Here is a 22,847-nt window from a genome sequence, read left to right as displayed (position 1 = left end):
TCATTTTCCTAAAATGTCATTTACAGTTTTTACAATTCTCTGTGCATCAAAAGGCTTCACCACAAAATCACGGGCACCTGATTTGATCGCATCTACAACCATGCTTTCCTGTCCCATTGCTGTACACATAACAACTTTGGCATTTGGATCACCTTCACGAATTTTTTTCAAAGCCTGAAGCCCGTCCATATTTGGCATGGTGATATCCATAATTACCATGTCCGGTTTTTCCTCACTGTATTTTTTTACTGCTTCTGCCCCATCCTGTGCCTCGATAAAATCGTTATATCCACTTGAACTGAGAGCTTTCTTGATCATCATCCTCATAAAAGCAGCATCGTCTACCAGCATTATCTTAGCCATTTCTTATTCCTCTTCTTCCTTCATTCTTATTTATACTCCCGTATTCCGGAGCGTATTTATCCTTGTTCTTTTACAGATCCGTCACTGTTATCAGGATCTTCTTCCTTCTGCGGCATTATATCCGTTTTCTTTTCTTCTATTTGTGACGCAATGCATTTTTCAATCTTCACAGCCACATTTTTCTTATAACATCCCATTTGTCCTGTAAACCAAGGCTGACGTCCTACAAAAAGTCTGACCGGACTGTCTTTTGGCTTTCCAAGATCGATCACATCTCCTACCTGGATCTGATAAAGTCCTTTCAGATCCAGCTGTACCGTGCCAAGCTGTCCTGTAATAGGCAGTTTGGAGTAACGGATATTATCCATGATCTTCTCTTTATTATCCTGATAAGAAAATCCTCTTGCCAGGTGCTTGCGGTTGTCAATACTGTGAAAGATCACCGTAAGAAGATTGCCCGGAAGGCAGATCTTTACTTTTTCCTGTGCCTGTCCAGATATGTCCACATTTAAAATGATAATGGCTACTGTTTCATCCAGACCTACATCCTGGACCATGGTTGGATTTTCTTCTACATGTTCTACGGAAAAAGCAATGCTCACATAATTTGAAAATCCATCCTTTAAAGCACCTGTCATATATTCTACAATCCGCTTGTACAAAGCACGTTCCACGTCGGAATACCGGTAATCATCCTCTACTGCTACAACATCTTCGCCCCCCAGCATATGGTTGATCAGTGTAATCACCATACCCGGAGTTACAAACAGCATCAGTGGAACACTCATTTTTTCTTCTCCTGCTATTGATGCGTCTATCATTGTCATGCAGTCGTTTTCGTGAAGGGCATTTACGTATTCGTAATACCTTCTTTCCTGTACATCCAGCACCGTTATGTCCGTCATCACGCGGAAAATACCGTTGATCTGGGAAGTAAGAATACGTGCATAATTCTCAAATACACTCCTGAGGATCTTCATTTTTTCTTTTGTGAATTTCCTCGGGCTGAAAAAGTCGTATTTAATATAGTTCTTTTCTTCTGGTGACAGAGGCTGTACAGATTCGGTTTTCTTTTCCTGTGCTGGTGCATCTGCACTCATGGATTTTAAAAGTGCATCTATCTGGCTTTGTGATAAAACATCTGCCATTCTTCCTGACCTCTCTTATTCACTGGTATTTTGCATTTCCTCCACAGACCCTGCATCTTCTGCACCTGCATCTGCTGCACCGGTATCTACCGGTGCCTCTGTATCTGCCGGTACGGTTTCACCACCCTGGGAAGAGCTTTGTGACTCTCCTACTGTTACTACTGTAGTATTCGCATATTCACCGCTCTTAAACTCTTTATAATACTCATTCAGGTCTCTTTCTTTTGCCCCATTATCTAAAAGCAAAAATTCAATCCTGCGGTTTTTTATCCTTCCTTCTTCTGTGGAATTATCTGCTATAGGGCGATATTCACCATAACTTATATCCACCAGCTTCTCCGGCTTTATTACATTCTGCTGCTGAAGATAAATACATACTTCTGCAGATCTCATCGCCGAAAGGATACGGTCTTTTCGTATAATCTGTGGATTGATCTGTGAATTATCTGTTACTTTCGCAGTGTGGGACATGATATTAACCTGTTCAATCCCACCTGCTGCAGGAGCTATGGCTTTTGCAAATGTATAGAGGACTGCCTGTCCTTCCCGTGTAAGCACGGAGCTGTTTGCACCGAAAAACACATTATTTGCAAAAGAAACATAAGTATAATCATCTCCCCTGATGACCGTAGCCTCCTTTACACCCGCCTGATTCAGGCTTTCAGCGATCGTAAGATACAGCTTATTTACATCTTCTGCCTGAAGATCTTCCTGGCCGATCTCCTGGCCTTTGCTATCCACCTCTGGGGTATCTGACATCTGGGAATTAATGGTAATATTCTCTGATCCCTGGTTCTGTATGTTTGGGATGCTTTTCACAAAAATAGTCCATTTCTGTGCGTCCAGGTTAGACATGGAATACAGCATGATAAAAAATGTAAGCAGCAATGTTACCATGTCTCCATAAGTATCCATCCAGTTGCCGCCGCTGTCTGTGGGGCGATTTTTCTTACTCATTTATCTTCCTGTTCCTTCCCCTGAGAATCTCCACCTTCTGTTTTTGCAAGGATCTTCTGCTGCTGTGACTGTTTAATCGATGCAAGAAGATGTTCCCTCAGGTATTTTGGATTTTCTCCTGCCTGTATGGCAATGATCCCTTCAATGATAGTAGAACAATACAGTTCTTCCTCATCCTGACGGATCCTCAGTTTCTTTGCGATCGGATTAAAAATAACATTTGCAAGAATACAGCCGTAAAAGGTTGTGATCAATGCTATTGACATGTCACTGCCGATAGTAGATGAACCGCCTGCATCCATATTCATTCCCTTCAGCATGTTGATCAAACCGATCAGGGTACCTATCATACCAAAGGACGGTGCATAAGATGCAGCTTTTTCATAAAGACCTGCCGCCTGGTCGTGACGGACCATCATATTATCCAGTTCTCTTTCCAGAACCAGCCTTACTTTGTCCGGATCGTTTGCATCTACGATCATCAGGACACTCTGCCTAAAGAAAGGATCCTTGATCTCCGCCGCTTTATCCTCCAACGCCAGAAGGCCGCTCTGCCTTGCTATGGTTCCCAGATCTACAAGCTGTTCGATCAATTTAGGGATATTATAGCGGTTTCCCCTTATAAGTACTGCAAAATGCTTTGGGATATCCTTTAATATCCCTAATGGATAGCTGGACAAAGTTGCTGACAGAGCCCCACCAATTACAATGACCATACTGGGGATATCAATAAAGTTACCAATCTTAGCAAAACCGATTCCGTTTACAATTAAAGCAAAACCCAGGATTATACCTAGTAATGTTGTAGGATCCACCTGCTTTTCCTCCTAAATCTGCATCTCTTTTTTTATGCTGACACATCTTTGAAAGAACCCGGCCACCTGATCTTTGATATTTTCTACACTGTCTTTTACCAGATAGTAATCTCCATTCATCATACGGATCTTTGTTTCCGGGATCTGTTCGATCAATTCAACCTGAAGCCAGTTCAGATATAAAATTTCTCCGTTAAGTCGTTCTACACAGATCATATTCCTTACCGCTTCATGTTGATCAGATCAGACAGGATCTCATCACTGACTGTGATGATCTTTGAATTGGCCTGAAAGCCTCTCTGTGTTGTGATCATATCAGAAAATTCCTTTGCAAGATCCACATTGGAAGCCTCCAGATATCCGGTCATTAAAGAAGAGGTGCTTCCTCCTGGGATCGTAGCGGAAGCATTACCACTGTTATCGCTTTCTGCTGCCCCATAGTAAAAAGAACCCTTTTTGCTTAAGCCCTCCGGATTCTGGAAGGTGGCAATGGCAACCTTACCGATGCTGACGGTTTTTCCATCCTTATCCGGATCCGTTGACTTTACTGTACCTGAAATCTCTCCCAGACTGTTGATCTTTACATTTGTCAGCTGCAGCGGAGCATCACCAAAATCATTGCCTGTTACATCACTAGGAACCTTGATGGCTACAAGATCTCCATCAAATCTCGTTGGCTTATCTACCTCATCCGGACGGAAACCATAAACAAAATTTCCGTTGGCATCTGTAAGATATCCGTTTCCGTCAATATTGAACTGACCAACTCTGGTATAATCAAAGTCCGTTTTCTTCATATCCGCTACTGTAACCGTTTCTGTGCTCTTTGGGAATGTAATAAAGAAGCCTTCTCCGTCTACACTTGCATTAAGACCACCTACATAGGTTGGTGTAGAGGCACTCATATCCGTACTGATGGAACCCATCATGGAACCATATCCATACTGGGCTGCATTTACACCACCGGCATTCTCGCTTCCCTTTGTGGAGGTGGTGGAAGTCTGGTACATCGCCTCTTTAAAGCTGTAGCTCTGGGACTTAAAACCAAATGTATTTACGTTTGCAATATTGTTGCCGATGACGTCCAGTTTGTTCTGATGCGCCCTAAGACCTGATACTGCTGAATCCATTGCTCTTAACATATTCTTTTGCTCCTTTTTACATTTCTTCTGTTTCTGTATCTTCAGATCCTCTGTCTTTCAGATCTGCATTTGCTAACTGTTCTGTGATCTTATCTGTTTTTTCAGATCCTCTGTCAGGATCTTTTTCATCTGCTTTCTCTGGAAGCTTTCCTACTCCCAGGACACTGGACATCTTATAGCTGGTATCATCACCTTCCAGACGTACCACCGGATCTCCCTGGGTAAAATCAACAGAAATTACCTTCCCATATTTCACGCCATTTGCTGCCCCGGTATCAGGATCCGTAACCGCCACAGTTACCTCCTGACCGATCAGGCTGCCTGCATATGTCTGAGTTGTAACAGCAGCTGATGTATTTAATGACTCTGTCATGGCAGTAAGTGACTGGACCATTGCCATATTTGTCATCTGGGACATCATTTCGCTGTTATCCATAGGGCTTGTCATATCCTGATTGGAAAGCTGTGCTGCTAACAGCTTGATAAAGCTGTTTACATCCATCGTGTTCTTGCTGTTGGATCCGGCACTGTAAACACCTGCCTGATACGGGTTTGCAGTGCTGCTGACTGTTATTTGATCTGCCATATCACTTTAATCCTCCTTCTAGGTCAGTCCCAGCCTTAGCTGTTGGGCAAAGCTGTCATCCTGCTTCTGGCGCTGCTCTTTTTGATCCTGCCTGCCGTTTCTGCCATGACCGGTATCCTGATCCATGTTTTGCCTGTTTTCAGTCTGTTCCGGTGTGTAAATAACAGTAGGAGTTCCTGTTTTTTCTTCCAGGATCTGTGCCAGATGCCCTGCTTCTTTGCTTAATATCTCCAGTGTTTTTGCACTGGTTGAAAAAATAGTGACCTCTGTTTTTCCTTTTTCATACTCCAGCCGGATAGTCAGCTTTCCAAGCCTTTCCGGCTCCAGGGAAAGCTCCAGCTTTCCTTTTTTTTCACTGATCTTTGTATCCAGGTAGTTTCCCAGATCCTCTGTCAATGTATCCTGGGCTGTTGGCAGCCGGTCTGCCGGTCCTGTATCAACAGCAGCTGGTTTTGCTGCTGTGCCAGCTGAACTTTCAACAGTTCCTGTATAACCGGGCGATGCCAGGGCTGTCATTTCCTTTCCGGAAATATGTTCCTTCTGGTCTGGTATTTCTTCTTCCCGGTTCATTTTGGCAGTTTGCTTTGACTGCCCGGCTTCTTCTGCCTCTCCTGATTTTTCTTTCTCTCCAGTCTGGTCCGATCTGTTCCGGAGCTTTAAGTCATCTGCATGGACAGCTGTTTCTGTGTGGGGGGATTCTGTGTGGGGGGATTCTGTCTGCTGTATGGTACTGACCGCTGCCGTCTGGTCCTCCATTCCTGTTTCCACCGTTGTCTGTACAGCCAGATCTTGTATTCCATTTATTTCATTGTTGTAAACAGCAGGCGTTTTACTATTTTCTGCTGTTATCTGTACAAAGGTCCTGTAACAGGCTTCAGAAACATAGGCAGCTGCCAGTTCCTGCTCCTGCTCTTTTTCTCCATCCTGGCTGTTCTTTCCGTCCTGTATGTCCGTTACTTTTATTTCTGCTTTTATTTCATCTGTTTTTACGTTTTCTCCGGACTGCCTGCCATTAACCTGTTTTTCATTTCCACTGTTTTTGGTTTCTTCTGGCTGTGTTTCTTTATTTTTTGTTTCCCCTGTTTCTGCTTTTTTTGTTTCGTCATCCTGGGCTGCTTTTTTCTTGTATTTTGTCAGCATCGATGCAAAATCTGACCCATTCTCCACTTTTTCTTCTGGGTTCGTACCTGACTTCACAGAATATCCTGTTTTTATCTGACCGGTATTTTCAATCCTGCTCAACCTAGATTACCTCCCTGTTTTGAGAATATCTGGCTGTTCTTGAAGCAAATTCTTCTATAAACAGCTCCTGTGCCTTTTTAGCAGCTTTTTCATACTCACTCTGCCGCCTGTCCTTTAACTTTTCATAACGGGACGTATCTATCTTTGCAGCGATCACCTGTACTTTTTTCTTTTCTTCTTGCTGCTGTAAAAGCTTTAACTGTTCCTGTTTTTTCCGGATCTGATCTTCCATTTCACTGATATACATACCATAAAGACAAATATCTTTTATCTGTACATCCTGTTTTTTCAAATCATCCATCTTATTCTGGGCAGATACCAGCTTGTTCTCCAGTTCCTGTATCTCTGCTTCTTTTTTCCGGATCTGTGCCAGAAGTGTACCATGTTCTGCCTTAATGCTGTCCAGAATCTGTTCCTTATAATGAAGTACATTTTCAAGACTGTATTTAAATCTCTTCATCTTAAGTATCATCTCCTATAACTGCTAACCCACGATTTTTTCCATTCTCCTTATGCTTTCCTCATAAGGGATATTTTCATTTGTTTCCTGTTCCAGAAATTTATTCATATCACCTATGCGGTCAACTGCTTCATCCAGAGCACTGTTTGCACCTTTTTTGTAAGCGCCAATGGAGATCAGGTCTGCATTTTTCTGATAAAGACTTAACATGTTCCTGAACCTTGAAGCTGCTTTCCTGTGTTCTTCCCCGGCTATATCATTCATAAGACGTGAAATACTTGCACTGATATCAATAGCCGGAAAATGGTTTGCATTAGCCAGCTGCCTGCTTAAAACAATATGACCATCCAAAATACCTCTGACTGTATCAGCCACCGGCTCATTGGTATCGTCTCCCTCCACCAGTACCGTATAAATCCCGGTAATGGAACCTTTTGCAAAATTCCCGCTTCTTTCCAGAAGCCTTGGAAATTCTGCATAAATAGAAGGTGTATAACCTCTGGCTATAGGCGGTTCTCCAATAGCAAGACCGATCTCCCTCTGTGCCATGGCATATCTGGTAAGAGAATCCATCATCAGCAGCACATCTGCTCCCTGATCCCTGAAATATTCAGCGATCGTTGTTGCAACCAAGGGACATTTCATACGCAGCATTGCCGGCTGGTCTGATGTGGCTACAATAAGGACAGAACGTTTCATGCCCTCTTCTCCCAGATCCTTTTTAACAAATTCCAGAACCTCCCTGCCTCGCTCTCCTACCAGGGCGATCACATTGATATCTGTTTTTACATTCCGGGCGATCATTCCCATCAATGTACTTTTTCCAACACCGGAGCCTGCAAAAATCCCCATTCTCTGACCTTTTCCAATGGTATTTAAACCATCAATGGCCTTAATCCCAAATTCCAGATGTTCCCTGATAGGAGGACGGTTAAGAGGGTTGATATAGGCACTGTCTACTGTATAAAGCTTCCCTGGGGGAAACTCTCCTTTTTCGTCAATGGGATGCCCCAGCGCGTTGATGATACGGCCTTTCAGGAAGTCTCCCACCGGTATCTGCAAACGGCATCCGGTATTGCGGACAAAACTTCCCGCTGTGATCCCGCTGATATTTTCATAGGTCATCAGCTGTATTTTGCCATTTTTGAATCCTACCACTTCCGCAGGAACCTGACAGTTCTCAGCTTCATTGTAGATCATAACAATATCACCAATACCGGATCTGCCTCCGGAAGCTTCCATTGACATTCCCACTACATTTTCAATTTTTCCAATGCGGTCTGCTGTTTCTGCCTGCTGTATTAACTTCAGGAGATTTTCATACATGGTTTTCACCTCTGTGTACTTTATGTATCCATAAAATCTTTATGTATTGGCGTTGTCTACAAGTCTGTGTATATTTTCAAGCTGGGTATCTACACTCATATCTATAATCCCGTCCGGCATTTCGATGATACAGCTTCCGCATTTTCCGTCCTCCATTACTATAAATTTGACGTTGTCAGAGAGCCGTGACAGTTTCTCTGCCAGATGTCCATCTGCCTGAACCATGGTCTCATAGTCTTCTTTTTCCATATAGATCTTGACCCAGTCCATTTTCTGCAGTTTTTCTGTTTCAGCTTCTATCATCCTGCTTATAACAGAACCGCTGGATCTCAGGCTGATATGGATCACTTTTTCAGCCACTGCCACAGCAATATCTTTTAATTCTTCCAGATATTCTCTGAGGCATTTTTCTTTTTCTTTGTTGATCTCTATTAAGGCTTTTTCCAGGCTTTCTTTAAAAAACCGCTGATTTTCACGATGTTTCGCCTCATTTTCCTTTTCTGCCCTAATCAGTCCCTCTTCATAGCCTTTTTGTCTGCCTTCTTCAAATCCTTTCATCTGGGCTTCCTCAGAGATCTGTTCTGCCTTTTCCTTTGCTTCCTGTTCAATGGCTGCCGCTTCTTTCCGGGCTTCTTCTAATATTTTTTCTTTTTCCCTGAGCCCCAGCTCTATTTGTTCCTGACTGCATTCCAGACCATTGTATGTATCATTGTCCGCATTTAAAGAAGCTTCCGTTTCTTTTTTATTCTGCTTTTCTGTTTCTGGTTTCTGTGCATCCGGTGCCGTAAATACCTGTAAGGGAAGCTTCCGGACTCTGGCTTTATTTTCAAAGCCTGTATCCTGATCAGACAACAATGTTATCGTCATCTCCTCCCTTATTGATTATTACTTCTCCTGCATCTTCCAGTTTACGGATCAGATTAACAATACGCTGCTGTGCCTCTTCCACTTCCTTCAGTCTTACATTGGTAGTGATCTCCAGATCGCTCTTGACTGTTTCTGCCATACGCTTGGACATATTTGCAAAGAATACGTTCTTCATATCCTCTGATGCAGTCTTTAATGCATATACAATATCCTTGGAATCGCAATCCCTGATAAAACGCTGTACAGATCTTGGATCCATATCGATGATATTCTCGAACATGAACATCTTGTCCCTGATGCTTTTTGACAGTTCCGGATTATCTTTATCCATTTCATCAAAGATCTGTTTCTCGTTTCCTCGGTCAACATGGTTCATTACATCTGCCACATAATCAATACCGCCCAGGTTCATATTATCCTCACTGGTAATGATCGTAGCGAATTTCCGCTTCATTTCCTCTTCCACAATAGCTATTGCCTCAGGAGATACACGGCTCATATTTGCCATGCCTTCCAGTACCGGTATCCTTTTTTCATTTGGAAGCTGTTCCAGTATCTGGGCCGCCTGCTGAGGATCCATATAAGCCATGATCAGAGCGATCACCTGAGGCCGCTCATGCTGGAGCAGGGCAAGAAGGGATTTGGGATCTCCCTTTGTAAAAAAGTTAAATGGCTTGGACTGGAGAGTCTTGGATACTTTTTCCAGAAGATTTCTGGCTGTGGTTTCTCCAAAAGCTTTTTCCAGTACACTTCTGGCATAATCCAGACCTCCATCTGTCATCATCTTGTGGGTAAGGCACATTTTATAAAACTCATCTAATGCATTCTCCACCTGGGCATTATTTGTTTTTCCAAGCTTTGCTACCTCATAAGTCAGGTCTTCGATTTCCTGTTCACTGAGATATTTATAAATCTGGGAAGCGCGGTCTGCTCCCAAAGACACAACTACCACTGCTGCTTTCGCCCGCGCATCCATTTTATCCAGTTCGGATCCCCCGGTAATATCTGTTATCTTACTTTCCCCTATTTCTGCCATCGTTTCCTCCACCAGTAAGCAGCCAATTCTGGATCAGTTTTGCTGCGATCTGCGGATTTTCATCCACAAAGGAACCGATCTCCTGTTTTAATTTCAGACTGTGCTGCATTTTCAGATTTAAAATTTCTTCATTTTTCTTAAGTTCATCGTCCTGTCCCTGAAGCGCCGACTGTTCCTCTTCAGTTAACAAGGATATATTCCCATCATTTTTAGTTTTATTGTCGGCGGCAATGGCATTTTGAGAATCTTCAGTAATCGCACCTCCATCCGGTATCTGTTCCAACAGTGCCTGTCTTTCTTCTTCTGACGCTTTCAAATGCTGCCTGCTGAGTATCAGCAAAGCAATCAGCAATACCAGAAGCAGCCCACCTGCCCCTATGGCGATCAAAAGAGGCAATGGAAGCTTTGCTTTCTGTGCCGGTGCTGTTACCGGCACTGCATCTGTGTTTTTACTGGCTGCTGAAAGGGCTCTTATCACCGTGATCTTTGAAGGAGCGTCCTCCTGGGTAATACCTGCTGAATTAGCTACAAGACTGACCAGATCTGCGTCTGCAATAGATGTATCATCTGTATCAATAGTAACGCCTACTGTTGTATTTTCCAGAACACCCGGATCGATCTGGCGCTGTTCTTTTGTGGAATTATACAGCCACTCTCTTATTGCGCTGTTGTTGGAATATGTATCTGAACCTGCCTGTGTGCCTGTCTGGCCCGTATAACGGGGTGTATCTGCATTAGCATCTGCGCCTGCTGCGCCTCCATTTCCCGAAGACGTACTTCCTGTATTCTCCCCTGCTGTTTCTTCTTTTTCCAGCAGTCCTGTTTTATCATTCTGGTCAACCTTATCCGGAGTGGTATACTGGACTGTTTCCTGGATCAGCTTCTGCATATTCAGTGTGCCTTTTACAGAAACTGCAACTTTTCCCTGACCATACATTAATTCCAGGACACGGCGCACATTTCCTGCTATACTTTTTTCTACCTGACTGGTAAGCTCCGCTACATCTTTTCCTGTACCGGCAGTATTACCTGCCTCATCTTCACCGCCGACTTCCATCATGGTAGCAGCATCAAATACAGAAACATTGGTAAAATTCATTCCCTTTACAGCTCTTGCGATCAGGTTCTTGATAGCAGCTGCCTTTGTATCTGTCAGATCCTGTCCGGGATCCATTGTCACCACAACAGAGGCTGATGCATCTGTCTGCTGTGTATCATCCAGTGCATATTTCTGGGTTCCGCCTTCTGCTATGGTCACTTTTGCATCACGTACCCCTTCAAATAATCCGATCTGGGCACCAAGACGATCCTGAAGTTCATACAATGTATATTTTTCCTTATCCTTTTCAGTGCTCATGATTCCCGCATTATTACGGTACATATCATAAGTAAAGCCGCTTTTAGGATATCCTTTGCTTAGCAATTCAGCCCTGGTCTTATCTACTGTATCTGACATTACCTGGACAGAGCCGTTTTTGTCATTGTATCTGTAATCAACACCTTCATCCTGAAGAAGACTTACAACTGCCTGGGCATCATCCGAGCTCATTCCTGTAAACAAGGTACTGTATCCTTTTTTCGTGCCTATATTCAGGACCAGAAGTCCGGCTGCCGCCAGGATAATCGTCCCCGCTGCAATGACTGCGATCATTTTTTTTGTTTTCCCTGGCATCTTCTGCCATGCTTCTTTTAGATTCTGCACTGTTCCATTCATCCTTTGCATTTCCATATATAGCAAATATTAAAAATCTACTGTTCCATTCCATGGCCAGCAGTATTAAACACTCATCTTTAAAATTTCGTTATACGCTTCCATTGCTTTATTTCTAAGAGAGATCATAACTTCCAGGCTCAGTTCTGCTTTTGCCTGGGCGATTGGAAGACTGTGGGCATCTTCTAACTGCCCCGTTGCCAGAAGATACTGTTTCTGTTCTACATCCTTCTGTGTGTCGTAAACATTTTGCACTGTATCTTCAAGCACTGACTGGAACACAGATTTTGTGCCATTTTCTGTTCCTGTTATTTTTTTATCATTCTTTTCAACAGCATCCCACCCTTTCATAGGGGTAATAAACCCATTCACCTGTTCAATCATTTTATATTTTCTCCTTAACCGTATAATTTGTATGATTTAAAAGTTTTTAGCTGCGCTGCGCAGACGTGAAAGGTCGCTACTTACAGAACTGATCATAAACTGGTATTCATAAGCTGTTCTTGCCAATTCAACCTGTTCCTGATCCATATCCACATTATTCTCATCCAGTCTGGTTGATTCATTTAAGGTTGTATGGACAGACGGTCTCATATTTTCAATCCCTCTTGCCACATTTTTCATAGAAGTCTTCTTCACAGTAAGAGCAGACCGGATCTTCTGTGCCAGTTCATTCTCAAAGGTCATATATTGTGACTTAAAACCTGGCGTATCAACATTTGCAATGTTGTTCATAGTCAGGTTCTGTCTCATCCATAAGCTGTCCAGGGTTTTTTCTCCAAGTAATAATCCATTTCCATACAAGTCCATCATAAATGTTCATCCTCCTGTGTGGCCGATATAATTTTCTTCAAAAAATACATACCGTTAATATCCCTTGATGGAAGGGGTTACAATTTTCGTATTTTTATCATTATCTATATAATATATAATTCTTATGTTTTTTTCAAGTCTTATGTTTTTAGCTGCCGCCTTTTTTGTATTGGTAATTTGTCACAAAGTTTTATAGCAATTTACATTGTCTTTTTATTATATCTATTTATTTTTTTATTTTGCCCATACAATTGTGATTTTGCATAACTCCACCGTTATTTTGCACGTTTTAGATGTTATATTTTGTCAATAAATATACTTTGTTAAGTTTTTTAATTTTGCTACTATAAATGAGCAAATTTGAAAAATGGAATTTATCAAAAAGCACTTTTGCATATTGCCGAATATCGATGTGCAAAATTTGCATGCTCCGCTTTCATCATATGCAAAAAGAGAACAGCCACCCATCCTCTTTTCGCCAAGTCTATCTATTTCCTATCCTTAGAAATTCCCCGGCAGGATCTCCTTACCCGCAAGAACCTCCTCATAATCCTTCAGGTTTCTCTGCAGCAGCTCCGGCGTATTCAGACCATACGGGCACTTGCTCATGCAGTGGCCGCAGTGGAGGCAGTCCTTGATCTTCATCATCTTCGCCTGTACCTCCGGTGTGAGCTGGAGGTGGGACGGGGATCTTCTGAGAAGCAGGGACATTCTCGCGCAGGTGTTGATCTCGATCCCTGCCGGACATGGCATACAGTAGCCGCAAGCACGGCAGAAGCTTCCAAATAACTGTTTTCTGTCATTCTCGATCAGGGTGCGGATCTCGTCGTCCATCACCGGCGGATTGTCGATATAGCTTAAAAATTCGTCAAGCTCATGTTCCTTCTGGACACCCCAGATCGGAAGTACGCTGTCGTACTGTGCCTGAAACGCGTAAGCGGCTCTTGAATTGTTGATCAGGCCGCCGGACAATGCCTTCATGGCAATAAAGCCCATATCTGCCTTTTTGCACTTTTCCATGAGCTCCAGATCCTTCTCGCTGCAGAGATAGCAGAACGGGAACTGCAACGTCGCGTACAGACCGGAATCCACCGCCTCGTTTGCAACCGCAAGGCGATGATTCGTGATGCTGATGAACCGGATCTTTCCCTGTTCCCTTGCCTTTAAAGCAGCGTCATAGAGGCCGGATTCATCGCCCGGCTTCGGACAGACTGCCGGGTTGTGGAACTGGTATACATCGATACAGTCCGTCTTTAAAAGACGAAGGCTGGTCTCGAGATCCTTCCAGAAGCCTTCTGCTGTCGTTGCCGCTGTCTTTGTCGCCAGATAGATATGGTTTCTGACATCACTTAAGGCATATCCGATCTTTTCCTCACTGTCAGAGTATGCTCTCGCCGTATCGAAATATGTAATTCCGCCGTCATATGCCTTTCTCAAAAGCTTTGCGGCCTCTTCCTTCGTGATTCTCTGGATCGGAAGCGCGCCGAATCCATTCTTGTTCACCGTGATCCCGGTCTTTCCAAGTGTAACTGTTGTCATGAAGACTCTCCTTTCTTCCTATACGTTTGCCCGTAACCTTTTCACATATCTGTGACCTTAAGCTACGGGCATACCAAAGCTACTGTTTTCCGGCGTCCAGCATCTCCTTCAGCGCTTCATCCCCGTCATCGATCCACGCGTCCTCTTCGTCCGCGTTGAGACCCAGGAATTTTGCCAGCGTTCTCTCGTCATCGCTGTTGTTCCACTCATCCACATAGTCGTCGATGGCTTCAAATTCAATTTCTCCTGCCTGGTACTTTTCTTTGAATGTCATTTTCCTGCTCCTTCAGATTCTTGAGAATCGTGATCTCCTGATTGTCGATGTGTTCCCGCACAGCCATCTTCGCCTCCTGGATGTGGCGCAAGGTCAGTGCCTTTAAAATATGTTCATGCTCCACCATGAGGATCTGGCGCTTGTCCGCGTCCTTAATGTATTCCAGGCGGTAGCGGTACATCTGCTCTCTTAAATTGTTTAAGATCTGGACCAGCTTCTGGTTCTTCGTGCTGTTGTAGATGATCTCATGGAACTGCTCGTCAGTCTGGGCGATCTGCATCGCGTCCCCGTTCCCGATGGCTGCCTTGAAATCAACTTCCGCTTTATTTAATGATTCCAGCTCTTCCTCGGTGATTCTCTGGCATGCAAGGTCGATGGCAAGCTCCTCTAAGGAACGGCGCACCTCCAGAACATCCCGCAGGTTGCTCTCAGAGATCTTCGCAACCTCCGCGCCCTTTCTCGGTATCATGAGGACCAGGCCCTCGAGCTCCAGTTTACGGATCGCCTCACGGATCGGGGTACGGCTCACGCCAAGCCGCTCCGCAAGCTGGATCTCCATCAGGCGTTCGCCCGGCTCCAGCTCTCCTTTTAAAATTGCCTGGCGCAGGGTCTTGAACACAACATCCCGTAATGGCAGATATTCATCCATATTTACTTCAAAATGATTCGTCATCGTGTCTCTCTCCTCTATCTGGCTTTCTTCCGGTTGTAGAATTCAGTCAGGTACACCTGACGGGTCAGACGTCCGCCGTCCGCTTCCCTGAGGGCCTGACAGGCCTTTTCCGCCAGTTCTTTATCCTTGTAGATACCGAATACCGTAGGACCGCTGCCGCTCATCAGGGAGCCGCAGGCGCCGTTCTCCATCATCATTTCCTTGATCCTCGCGATCTCCGGATGATCCGGTACCGTCACAGTCTCCAGGACATTTCCAAGACGTTCGATCACACCGTCCAGGTCACCATTTTTGATCGCCGCCATCATGCCATCGATATCCGGGTGTTCCTCCGGTGCAAGCTCATTCACGCGCAGTTTTCCGTATACCGCTTTCGTTGACACGGAGATCTGCGGCTTCGCGATCACGAGATGGCACTGCGGAGGTGCCGGGAGCTCTGTCAGGATCTCACCGATTCCTTCCGACAGGGCCGTTCCACGCATGATACAGTACGGAACATCCGCGCCGAGCTTTACACCCCGCTCCATAAGCTCTTTTTTCGTGAATCCAAGATCAAACATCCGGTTCACACCGACTAAAACGGCTGCCGCATCGGTACTGCCTCCGGCCATGCCGGCCGCAACAGGAATATATTTGCGGATCTTTATAGTCACGCCGTCCTTGATCCCCTTTTCATCGAGAAGCAGCTTCGCCGCGCGCCACGCAAGGTTTCCCTCCCCGTCCGGAACGAACGGGAGATTCGTCTCCGTCCTGATCACGCCGTCTTCGGTCCGGTCCATCTCGATCCGGTCGTACAGGTTCACGGTCTGCATGATCATGCGGACCTCGTGGTACCCATCCTCTCTCTTCCGGACCACATCCAGGCCAAGGTTGATCTTGGCATACGCTTTGAGGTCTAAATGGTCTTTCATGTTATCACCTTCTATATTTTCTACACGCGAGTCCTACCATCGGAATGCTTCGCATTCCCAGGAACAAATTTAAAGCTTCTCCTGCAGGCAGGCTTGAGCCGAACCTTTAAGCTTGTTACCCTGGTATCATCAAATTGTATTTGTGTTGTTTGTATACAATGTTTAATATACATGATTGATACACCATTTGACAAGAGAAATCTTGCGGAATTAATGACTTTTTTCCTCAATAAACCTTTATTCCGTCCGCACGAATCCCAGGCTTTCCGCGACCTTCTTTGACACGATGTTTTCCTTCCCGATCCTGACGATAAACTGGACAGTTCCAAACTCTTCCTCAGCGTATTCGATCGCCGCCCGGCATGCCTCTTTCGCGTATCCTTTTCTCCGGTATTCCGGGAAAATATGGTAGCCCAGCTCCAGCGTGTCATCCAGGATATTCTCATCATCCAGGGACAGGACATAATAATCCACATCCCCGATGCCGTCATCCTGCGGGATCCGGAACCCCACAACACCGGTGAGATTTCCGCTCTTCTTTTCCTCGACCGCCCAGAATCCAAACTCAAACACCTCATAATGGTGCTTTGTGTAACCGGCTACCTTCTCCACCGTATCCAGGTCGGCATCCACATGGTTCTCCACGATCTCCTCATAATCGCCTTCCGCGATCTCCCGGATCTTAAGCCGCTCCGTCTCGCAGATCGCCCACGGCAGCCCAAGATGCCTTCTCGCGATCCGCCCCAAAAACTCTTCGTCCGCATCCTCCACATCCGCGATCAATGTGTCCGCCGCGCACCACTCATTCCCCTGTGTGTCTTCTCTCCATAAGCCAACAATGGCCCTCCCGGCAGCCTTTGCCGCCAGGAGAGCCTCGTTTTCATCGGAGAGCAGGACAGGAATTTTCTCACCGTCTACAACTGCATAACGGGTCTCCTGCATAGCACGTCTCCTTTTTTATATTTGCGGCAGTTGTTCCTGCTCCGCCTGCACACCTGCCGAATCTCCTCCGGCAGCTTCTTCCGAATGCATGACAGCTCAAAAACAGTACTTTTCCATGTCTGGAATCCAACTGCCATTTTTATCGGCACTTCTCCGGTTCCGGATACTCTACGCCGAAGGTCTCTGCTGTGATAGATTTGATCTTCTGCTCCTTCATCGGACGGTCGCTGTAATCGGTGCGGACCTCAGCGATCTTGTTGACGATGTCCATACCGTCGATGACCTGACCAAACGCTGCGTACTCACCATTTAAGTATGGAGCGTCCTTGTGCATGATGAAGAACTGGGAGCCTGCGGAGTTCGGGTTCATTGCACGGGCCATGGAGAGAACGCCCTCGGTATGCGCCAGATCGTTCTGGAAGCCGTTGTGGGAGAACTCGCCCTTGATGCAGTATCCCGGGCCGCCCATTCCGTTGCCGTCCGGGCATCCGCCCTGGATCATGAATCCCTTGATCACGCGGTGGAAGATCAGTCCGTTATAGAATCCCTTATTTACAAGACTTAAAAAGTTGTTTACCGTATTCGGAGCAACGTCCGGGTAAAGCTCAGCTTTGATGATATCGCCGTTTGTCATTTCGATGGTAATGACCGGATTTTTCTTTTCTGCCATTGTCTTTCTCCTTTTTAACTGTGGGCTTTTACCGCCTGAACAGTAATTTACATGACTGCCAGGATACTGGACAGCCACTTGATCGTACCCTATATTATACAGGGCATAGTCCCGTATGTCCACTGTTTTCCGGTCCATGCCCTGTGAAATAGTTACAGTTCAGTCATTACATCTTCTTGTTTTCATATTCATGAAAACAAGAAGCTTGGTGGTTCCACCATATGCTGATTTGAATGAAAAAGTGCTTATGCAAGCAAGCTTGCAACACACTTTCTCATTCAAACCAGCGCATGGCTGAACTGTAACGTGAAATACCTAGTCTCCCATGGAGAACACGATCTTAATATTCGCGCTGACTTCCATCTCACCCGGCATCACGTTCATATCTGCCGCGGTGTCCTCTGCCCCGGCTGCCTCCATTACAGCGCTTTCCTTTTTCAGGTTCACGCCGCCGTCCACATATCTGCCGTACTGGCTGTCCGAATACTCTTCAATACTCACCACATATCCGAGTGTCCGTCCGCTGGCCTCCGCAAGTGCCTCCGCCTTCGTCCGGGCAAGATCAACTGCTTTCTTTAACGCCTCCGCATACGCGTCATCATATCCGCTGGAATAGTAGGACACGGAATAGATCTCATTCGCCCCGTTTCCGACACCGTTGGAGAGCAGCGTGCCGACCTGGTCCACCGCAACATCGGAGACGGTCACCTCGGTCTGCATCTCGTATCCGATGAACTTCCTCGTGTTGCTGCTCCAGTCATACCGTGGATTCAGGTAATATCCGGAGGTCGTGATGGACTTTTCATTGATCCCCTGTCCTTTCAGGTATTCGGTCAGGGAATTTAAGCCCTCCGTATTCTTCTGCTGGCACTCATCCGCTTTAGTCGCCTCAGAAGTAACCGCAAACACGATCTTCGCCATATCCGGCACGATCTTCACCGTCTCACTGCTGTCCATGGTGATCTTTCCGTCCGAACTGTCTCCCACATTTTCGACCTTCACGGTATCCGGCACAGACACCGTCGTGCTGCATCCCGCAAGAGAAACTGCCATCATCATCGATAATCCCGCCGCTGCCAATGTTCTTTTCTTCATACTGGATTCCTCCTTATCCCTGAATGGTATGGTTTCACACTCCCAAACATGCCTGCAGATATGCGTATTTCCTGCGTTGACTGTGAACCATACGAAAACACCTCTTTTATATTAAGGAGTATAACAGAAAAACATTGCGGCGTTTTATCTTTTCTCTTACTTTTTTAGGACATTTTCCTGTAGAAAAATGGCATCCGATAAGCGATCTTTCCTTCTGTTCTATTGAAGCGATATCCGCATACTGCTAACCGATTTCACCATATTTATACACAGCCTTATGCCGTTATTTTCGAGAACTATGTCAACAAAATCTGGAACAATGTCATTTGAATTCGGAACAATGTCAATCATATTTGATATTGTTCTTTTTTACTGTGCCTTTTCATTATTCTTTTAAGCTTGGTCTTCTATCAACGTATGCAGGATCTCCGGCAGCTCCACAAGCAGGCTCTTCCGGTTCACCCGCTCTGTTCTCCTGTGGATGTCTTTTCCCCATGGGCCCATGAGGACGGCTGGGATGTTCAGCTTTCCGATCTCTTCAAAGTCTACCTGGTAGCCGCCGCCCCAGAGCGGAGTCTCGGCGGCGTAGCCGGAAAAGTCCATATCCCCGCAGGTGCCGCAGTAGCTGAGGTCGGAGATTCCTGTAAAGTAGTGGACTTTCTTCACCATGCATCCGGCTGCCTCAGACGCTTTCTTGATCTTTCTGAACTGCCAGCTTCCGGCGCCCTCTTTTCCGGTCATCTGATCGCTGTGGTATGCCGGGTAGAGCGGCGGGGCGAAGCTGATGACCATCACCGGCTCTGTGAGTCCGGACCAGTCCAGGATCTCCGTCATCATGTCGATGGTGGCCTGGGGATAATTTGTCTCTCCGCTGCGGATCCGCGCTTCTGTGCGGCCCTTTAGCCCCTCCAGGAAATCCTCAAAGCCATCCGCATTTTTCTTGCGGCATTGTTCGGAGAGTTCCTCGAAGGAGAGGACATTAAACTTCTGCGGAACGACATCATTCGTTTTTTCACATTCTCCAACATTGTCCGCATATTCTTCCGATACCGGATCTGCATGATCCACACTTTCTGCATTTGCCGCCTGCGGCTTTGCAGTCTTTACGCACTTTTTCTTTCCCTGCATCGCCCTGCCGGAAAGCTTCTCCTCCAGTCTTCTCCTCTCTGCATCCATCTTCTCAATGTACTCCGCAAACGCCTCAGACCCAAGCTCCCGCATTTTCTCCAGGATCTCCCCCGGACCGGACCGGAAACTCAGCACACTCAGATATCCCGCCGCTCTCGCCGGAACCGACACGTCGTATCCCTTCTTGAGATCCTTGAAATTCAGCCATGTCGGCGGCATGCACACCTCGCCGTCAAAGACTTCCGCAAACTCCGCCGAGAGCTCCGTCTTCTCAAACATGCGTCCCAGGACACCCACCGCATTGAGTCCGTCAAAGCACCGGCTCACATGGGCGGTACGCCCCTGGACCAGCACCACCGGCATGCACTTTCCGACGGATCCCAGGAATACCTCCTGTCCATTTTCATCGCGGCTCATGGGCTCCAGATTGATCAGGAGTTCATAGGAGAGTTTTTCCTGTTCCCGGAGCTCTGCGAGAAATCCTGCTCACCATACGCTTTTTCAAGCTGAAAACAAGTGCCGGACACGGCGCTCATAAACGCGAAATGGAATTTATCATGGATCCTTTTCGAAAAAAAGACATGAAAAAAAGCACCCCGCCGAGTGCTTTTCTTCGACAAAATAATTATTTGAAAAAGGGAGGAGAGCTGATAATCACTTATCAGCTCGAGTATTATGAAAAAAATCTTATAAGCAGCATCTATATCAGATGTCTCTCTGTTTATGGTTATATGATATCCATAAAACATGAAGAAATCGTGTGAATTGTGTAAAAGAATTTTGAAGACTTTTTGAACAAGATATGAACACGAAAAAGGGCAATTGTTCCCATCCCAACAGCATCATTTTCATCGTCCCACCGAGAACAGAACGCACCCTTTTCCGCCTTCTTCCAACCTGATCCTTTCTTTCCTTATTGAGGAAGTGCTGTTTTTATGCTATGATAGGAACAGGAAAACACCCATGACAGGAATGGCTGCTTCTCTTTTCATTGCCCGGCTTGCCCGGAGTACATAGGAAAGGAGGCGGTGCCGATGACAGCATACGAAATTTTATCCGTTGTGATTGGGATAATCGGATTACTTATCTCATTTGGCGGTTTGCTCATCGCATTACTTTCCTTTCTCGATAAGAGAAACAAAAGAAAGTAAAAAGCCCACCCTGTCGGCCAACAGGATGGGCGGTGTCCGTTAGGACATTAGCTCACAACTGAAGCATCCACTTTTTGGAGTGGGTGTTTTCTTTTCTCTTTTATTATAGACAATTCTCTATGCGATTTCAAGTGATTTCCTTATAAATTCTCAGATTTTCCTCAGTTTCAGCGAGATTCAGGCAGCTTATCCTCAAAATTGCAAAATATCCCGGCTATCCGCGTTAGAAAATCTGATTTATAATAATATCAACGACTGAATTATTCCTGATTGTTTTGTTCCCATCCCAACAGCATCATTTTCATCATCCCACCGAGAACAGAACGCACCCTTTTCCGCTTTTTTCTCTCTTTCTTTTCAACCAGAAGAAAAGAGAAACTGAAACGAAGCAGAAAAGTCTTTTTTTCGTCGTTCCTGATTTTCAAAAGAAAAAAGGAAAGAAGCCTGAAAACTATTGTAAATAAAGGAAAAAAGAAGGAAAGGCCAAAAGAAGAGGAAGGCGGAAAGCCTTCCAGGAAAGAAGAAGGAAAATATAAGAATTTCAAGGGAGAATCAGCCCCGGCCAAAATGACGATTTTGGACGGGACTTCGATAGCAATTTTGCACCGCCGCAGGCCGTATCGCACACCCCTCTCCGGCGTGAGGCAGCAGCTATGGATCCCGCTTTTCCCCCGGCGCATAGATCTCCCCCGCCAGCAGCACCAGTGCCGCCAGGTTCGGCACCGCCATCAGTCCATTAAAGATGTCCGAGACCTCCCACACCGTCTCCATCGCCCCGAGACACCCGAGAAACGCCGCCAGAAGATATCCCACCGTGTAGACTGCCGGGATCTTTCCCGAGATCTTCCCGCCAAGATACTCCGCCGCCTGCCGCCCCATATAGTACCATGCGATGATCGTGGAGAACGCGAACAGCACCACGCAGACCGCCACCGCGTACCCGCCGGGGCTCCCAAGCGCTGTAAAAAAGCAGAGACTTGTGAGCGATGCCCCGTTCTCCGCCCCGAACTCTGAGACCGTCCCGCTGCCCGCCACGCAGAGGATCACAAGCGCTGTCAGCGTACAGCTCACGATGGTATCAAAAAACACCTCAAAGATCGCCCACTGCCCCTGAAGCTCCTCCGCCGCCGTCTCCGCGCTTCCGTTCAACACCGCAAGGCTCCCGAGCCCCGCCTCATTGGAAAACACACCTCTGGCGATCCCATAGCTGACGCATCGGGAGATCCCGTACCCCGCGACTCCGCCTGCGGCGCTGCGGAAGGAAAAAGCATCCGCCAGGATTCCCAGGATCACTCCCGGCACATTCCCGGCATACAGAATGATCACTGCCAGCGCTGCTGCCGTATAAAGCCCCGCAGACAATGGAACAAGCCGCTCCGCCGCGAGAAAGATCCGCCGTCCGCCTCCTGCCAGCACGATGCCCGCAAGGATCACAAGGATCACCCCCACTACAGCCTCCGGGATCCCGTACACATAGGACGCTGTCTCCGAGATCGCGTTCGCCTGTACCATACTGCCCATCCCGAACGCTGCCGGGATGCAGAAAAATCCGTAGAGAACCGCCGCCCCGGGACATCCCAGCCGCTTTTCCAGATAGATCATCGGTCCCGCCATCCAACCGCCGTCCCGGCCTTTTTCCCGATAACGGATGCCGAGGACCGTCTCCCCGTAAGCCGTCGCCATCCCGAGAAATGCCGACACCCACATCCAGAACACCGCCCCGGATCCGCCAGCGATCACAGCCGATGCGACCCCCGTGATATTCCCGGTCCCTATGGTTGCCGCCAACGCCGTACATGCCGACCGGAACGATTCCCGGTGGTTCTTCCGATCCCGTAAAAGATTCCCGATGGTCGCATCCCACCAGCGCGGGATCTTCCTGAGCTGAAAGAACCGGATCCGCACACTGTATACGGTCCCCACCATCAAAAACAGTACCGGTGTCCATGGTCCCCAGACAATATCATGGATCTCCCCAATCATATTCATTCCATATCA

At 46.4% G+C, this 22,847-nt stretch carries 26 protein-coding genes; 1 reads left to right on the top strand and 25 read right to left on the bottom strand.

From position 1 onward, the window contains the following. The 23 genes from GPK83_RS00260 to GPK83_RS00155 form a co-directional block, all read right to left on the bottom strand. On the bottom strand, window positions 1–363 hold the full coding sequence (locus GPK83_RS00260; RefSeq protein WP_015553136.1) for a response regulator: 363 nt from the start codon (window positions 361–363) through the stop codon (window positions 1–3). Between the two features lie 56 nt (window positions 364–419). Continuing rightward, entirely contained in the window at window positions 420–1,511 is a 1,092-nt protein-coding gene (locus GPK83_RS00255; protein ID WP_015553135.1) for a FliM/FliN family flagellar motor switch protein, read from the bottom strand. A gap of 15 nt (window positions 1,512–1,526) precedes the next feature. Beyond that, window positions 1,527–2,468, bottom strand: coding sequence for a flagellar motor protein MotB (locus GPK83_RS00250; RefSeq protein WP_015553134.1), 942 nt, complete (start codon window positions 2,466–2,468; stop codon window positions 1,527–1,529). Further along, entirely contained in the window at window positions 2,465–3,283 is an 819-nt protein-coding gene (locus tag GPK83_RS00245; protein ID WP_215703699.1) for a MotA/TolQ/ExbB proton channel family protein, read from the bottom strand. Before GPK83_RS00245 ends, GPK83_RS00250 begins: the two co-directional genes overlap by 4 nt. A gap of 12 nt (window positions 3,284–3,295) precedes the next feature. Continuing rightward, the gene (locus tag GPK83_RS00240; protein ID WP_015553133.1) at window positions 3,296–3,499 is read right to left on the bottom strand and encodes a flagellar FlbD family protein; all 204 of its coding nucleotides are present in this window, start codon (window positions 3,497–3,499) and stop codon (window positions 3,296–3,298) included. A gap of 5 nt (window positions 3,500–3,504) precedes the next feature. After that, a complete protein-coding gene (locus GPK83_RS00235) occupies window positions 3,505–4,425 on the bottom strand; it encodes a flagellar hook-basal body complex protein (protein ID WP_117566868.1) in 921 nt (306 codons plus the stop codon). A gap of 16 nt (window positions 4,426–4,441) precedes the next feature. Further along, window positions 4,442–5,011 (bottom strand): flagellar hook capping FlgD N-terminal domain-containing protein, encoded by a 570-nt coding sequence (locus tag GPK83_RS00230; protein ID WP_015553131.1) that lies wholly within the window; start codon window positions 5,009–5,011, stop codon window positions 4,442–4,444. Window positions 5,012–5,029: 18 nt separating this feature from the next. After that, the gene (locus tag GPK83_RS00225; protein ID WP_215703698.1) at window positions 5,030–6,253 is read right to left on the bottom strand and encodes a flagellar hook-length control protein FliK; all 1,224 of its coding nucleotides are present in this window, start codon (window positions 6,251–6,253) and stop codon (window positions 5,030–5,032) included. A gap of 1 nt (window position 6,254) precedes the next feature. Continuing rightward, window positions 6,255–6,713, bottom strand: a complete 459-nt coding sequence (locus GPK83_RS00220; protein WP_015553130.1) for a flagellar FliJ family protein — start codon at window positions 6,711–6,713, stop codon at window positions 6,255–6,257. Window positions 6,714–6,737: 24 nt separating this feature from the next. Continuing rightward, window positions 6,738–8,039 carry a FliI/YscN family ATPase gene (locus GPK83_RS00215; RefSeq protein WP_015553129.1) on the bottom strand — a complete coding sequence of 434 codons (1,302 nt, stop codon included), beginning with the start codon at window positions 8,037–8,039 and terminating at the stop codon, window positions 6,738–6,740. A 39-nt stretch (window positions 8,040–8,078) separates the two neighbouring features. Continuing rightward, window positions 8,079–8,906 carry a FliH/SctL family protein gene (locus tag GPK83_RS00210; RefSeq protein WP_117483999.1) on the bottom strand — a complete coding sequence of 276 codons (828 nt, stop codon included), beginning with the start codon at window positions 8,904–8,906 and terminating at the stop codon, window positions 8,079–8,081. Next, window positions 8,884–9,942 (bottom strand): flagellar motor switch protein FliG, encoded by a 1,059-nt coding sequence (gene fliG, locus GPK83_RS00205; RefSeq protein WP_215703697.1) that lies wholly within the window; start codon window positions 9,940–9,942, stop codon window positions 8,884–8,886. Before fliG ends, GPK83_RS00210 begins: the two co-directional genes overlap by 23 nt. After that, complete coding sequence (locus tag GPK83_RS00200) at window positions 9,920–11,656, bottom strand: flagellar M-ring protein FliF C-terminal domain-containing protein (protein WP_252196173.1); 1,737 nt, start codon at window positions 11,654–11,656, stop codon at window positions 9,920–9,922. The genes fliG and GPK83_RS00200 overlap by 23 nt, the downstream gene beginning before the upstream one ends. A 63-nt stretch (window positions 11,657–11,719) precedes the next feature. Then, window positions 11,720–12,037: a flagellar hook-basal body complex protein FliE gene (gene fliE, locus GPK83_RS00195; RefSeq protein WP_015553124.1), complete on the bottom strand. Its 318-nt coding sequence runs from the start codon at window positions 12,035–12,037 to the stop codon at window positions 11,720–11,722. Between the two features lie 36 nt (window positions 12,038–12,073). Continuing rightward, window positions 12,074–12,466, bottom strand: coding sequence for a flagellar basal body rod protein FlgB (gene flgB, locus GPK83_RS00190; RefSeq protein ID WP_015553123.1), 393 nt, complete (start codon window positions 12,464–12,466; stop codon window positions 12,074–12,076). A 501-nt stretch (window positions 12,467–12,967) separates the two neighbouring features. Continuing rightward, a complete protein-coding gene (locus tag GPK83_RS00185; protein ID WP_242992118.1) occupies window positions 12,968–14,005 on the bottom strand; it encodes an aldo/keto reductase in 1,038 nt (345 codons plus the stop codon). Between the two features lie 79 nt (window positions 14,006–14,084). Beyond that, window positions 14,085–14,279 carry a hypothetical protein gene (locus tag GPK83_RS16715; RefSeq protein ID WP_015553121.1) on the bottom strand — a complete coding sequence of 65 codons (195 nt, stop codon included), beginning with the start codon at window positions 14,277–14,279 and terminating at the stop codon, window positions 14,085–14,087. Beyond that, window positions 14,242–14,952 (bottom strand): GntR family transcriptional regulator, encoded by a 711-nt coding sequence (locus GPK83_RS00180; RefSeq protein ID WP_215703696.1) that lies wholly within the window; start codon window positions 14,950–14,952, stop codon window positions 14,242–14,244. The genes GPK83_RS16715 and GPK83_RS00180 overlap by 38 nt, the downstream gene beginning before the upstream one ends. A 14-nt stretch (window positions 14,953–14,966) precedes the next feature. Beyond that, entirely contained in the window at window positions 14,967–15,863 is an 897-nt protein-coding gene (gene ispE / locus GPK83_RS00175) for a 4-(cytidine 5'-diphospho)-2-C-methyl-D-erythritol kinase (protein ID WP_215703695.1), read from the bottom strand. Window positions 15,864–16,100: 237 nt separating this feature from the next. Then, the gene (locus tag GPK83_RS00170) at window positions 16,101–16,805 is read right to left on the bottom strand and encodes a GNAT family N-acetyltransferase (protein ID WP_117469095.1); all 705 of its coding nucleotides are present in this window, start codon (window positions 16,803–16,805) and stop codon (window positions 16,101–16,103) included. Between the two features lie 139 nt (window positions 16,806–16,944). Beyond that, the gene (locus tag GPK83_RS00165) at window positions 16,945–17,475 is read right to left on the bottom strand and encodes a peptidylprolyl isomerase (protein WP_021904634.1); all 531 of its coding nucleotides are present in this window, start codon (window positions 17,473–17,475) and stop codon (window positions 16,945–16,947) included. Between the two features lie 315 nt (window positions 17,476–17,790). Then, entirely contained in the window at window positions 17,791–18,570 is a 780-nt protein-coding gene (locus tag GPK83_RS00160) for an SIMPL domain-containing protein (protein ID WP_215703694.1), read from the bottom strand. A gap of 393 nt (window positions 18,571–18,963) precedes the next feature. Then, window positions 18,964–20,115 carry a hypothetical protein gene (locus GPK83_RS00155; protein WP_215703693.1) on the bottom strand — a complete coding sequence of 384 codons (1,152 nt, stop codon included), beginning with the start codon at window positions 20,113–20,115 and terminating at the stop codon, window positions 18,964–18,966. 617 nt (window positions 20,116–20,732) lie between these two features. Here GPK83_RS00155 and GPK83_RS17245 point away from each other — a divergent pair. Then, on the top strand, window positions 20,733–20,849 hold the full coding sequence (locus GPK83_RS17245; RefSeq protein ID WP_015553113.1) for a putative holin-like toxin: 117 nt from the start codon (window positions 20,733–20,735) through the stop codon (window positions 20,847–20,849). Between the two features lie 260 nt (window positions 20,850–21,109). On the opposite strand, the gene GPK83_RS00150 is transcribed toward GPK83_RS17245, so the two are convergent. Together GPK83_RS00150 and GPK83_RS00145 are read right to left on the bottom strand one after the other, a co-directional pair. Further along, the gene (locus tag GPK83_RS00150; protein ID WP_215703692.1) at window positions 21,110–21,529 is read right to left on the bottom strand and encodes a hypothetical protein; all 420 of its coding nucleotides are present in this window, start codon (window positions 21,527–21,529) and stop codon (window positions 21,110–21,112) included. Beyond that, window positions 21,501–22,838, bottom strand: a complete 1,338-nt coding sequence (locus GPK83_RS00145) for an amino acid carrier protein (RefSeq protein WP_215703691.1) — start codon at window positions 22,836–22,838, stop codon at window positions 21,501–21,503. The genes GPK83_RS00150 and GPK83_RS00145 overlap by 29 nt, the downstream gene beginning before the upstream one ends. Window positions 22,839–22,847 lie beyond the last annotated feature (9 nt).

Origin of the sequence: Clostridium sp. MCC328, assembly GCF_018785465.1 — a bacterium.
GTDB lineage: Bacteria > Bacillota > Clostridia > Lachnospirales > Lachnospiraceae > Pilosibacter > Pilosibacter fragilis.
This window is presented reverse-complemented; position numbering and strand designations above follow the sequence as displayed.